Source organism: Bacteroides gallinaceum, assembly GCF_030373775.1.
Classification (GTDB): domain Bacteria; phylum Bacteroidota; class Bacteroidia; order Bacteroidales; family Bacteroidaceae; genus Phocaeicola; species Phocaeicola excrementipullorum.
This window is the reverse complement of sequence record NZ_JAUDEN010000068.1, coordinates 1-1,497: the sequence shown is the minus strand read 5'-3', so window position 1 is coordinate 1,497 and position 1,497 is coordinate 1. Positions and strand designations below refer to the sequence as shown.

2 protein-coding genes are annotated in these 1,497 nt (G+C 45.0%); both read left to right on the top strand.

Annotated elements, in window-relative coordinates; translation table 11 throughout:
- Positions 1-251: 251 nt before the first annotated feature.
- Positions 252-713: a hypothetical protein gene (locus QUW60_RS14965; RefSeq protein WP_288187069.1), complete on the top strand. Its 462-nt coding sequence runs from the start codon at positions 252-254 to the stop codon at positions 711-713.
- 224 nt (positions 714-937) lie between these two features.
- On the top strand, positions 938-1,497 hold a 560-nt coding region (locus QUW60_RS14960), incomplete at its 3' end, for a hypothetical protein (RefSeq protein ID WP_289561490.1).

Genomic DNA, 1,497 nt, shown 5'->3' with positions numbered 1-1,497 from the left:
GATCAGTGCTGTTGCTAATGTGTCTTTTGATGATGAACGGGGTAAACTGAAGATTGTCAGAATGGAAAAAGAGATTCCATGAACCTGCGGTGTGTAGGTATCATGCGGAGCGGCACAATGCCGCTCCTGCTTTTCTGTCTGCTGGCATGTTTCCATCGGGATACTCCAGCGGATGTGTCAGAGTTACGTTTGATTGATTTTATGATTTGGAAGTATGAACAACTGGAAAATGTAAAATAAAATAAGATGGTATGAGAAAGATATTATTTTTAATAGCTACTCTTTATTCGTTTACATGTCTTGCGCAAATAGATGTACGGTATTTGTATGATTCGAATACGAAAACGATTGTTCTTTTAGTAAGAAATAATACGGATAAATTGTATCGCCTATGTCCTTTTTCTGGGCAGGATTATTATGAACCGGGAAGTGCTTCTTTTGTAGTTTTACAGTATAAAGATTCTAATGGGAAAGTGCTTTTTAGAAGGTCATTCTTTATTTCTGAGCAATTGCCTATAAATGAATCTACTAAGGGTAAATTCCTTTTCAAGTATGGTGAAAATAAGTATGTTTGTGACTTGGAGAAATTATACGAAGGTAATATAAATGATATTTATGAAGTAGATGTCCATGTTCAGATAGAAGCTGTATCCTTGAAAGATAAGAAAGATGTTTACAAGAAAGTAATAGATAAAACTTATCAATTCAAGTAGAGATTTGTTTAGTTGGTCGTAGTAATGTATCGCGGACTATTTTTATCATGCGGAGCGGCACAATGCCGCTCCTGTTTCTTTGTCTGCTGACATGTTTCCATCGGGATGTCCCGGCGGATGTGTGGAAGTATGATTTTGAGCGTCGGATGAAACGGAAAGGATTGATGTAATTTTATTGAAAGCTATATGACAATGGAAAGAATTGTTTATTTTTGCGACGACATGTGATGCTGCTTCTTCTGCTTCCCCTGCTGCTGTCGGGGTGCGTGGATGAGATTCCGGTGACGAGGGAAGTCCCTTATGGCGGTGACGGCAAGGGTCTTTCCGTGGAGGAGGCGAAGACGTTCTTTGAAAGCTATGTGTCCGGAAAGGCTTCCCGTTCGGCTGGACCGGAGGAGCATGACAACGGTTTCTACATCCGCCGTCTGATGCTTCCGGTAGGCGAGTTTGTTCCGGACTGGGAAGAGGGCCTTTCCACGGATGCCCCGTCCCTTTACAGCGTGGACGTTCCCGTACAGTCGGATTTCAGCTTCCGTGTGCTGCGTGTGGACAGGGGCAGCGGGAAGGTTTATCAGACGAAGTGCTGGCACAAGCTGGTGGTCGTGAAGGATCCGAAGAGCGGCAGTATGGGCTGCTTCATCGCCTTCTTCATCCCCGACAGGGCGTATGCGCTTTCCCACGGGGGCGACATCGGCCGTGTTCTGACGAACGGTGAGGAGATGGGCGACTATTCCGGGGTGAAGATCTATACGACCCTGAAGGGCCGCCGTGTGCGCGTGAACCG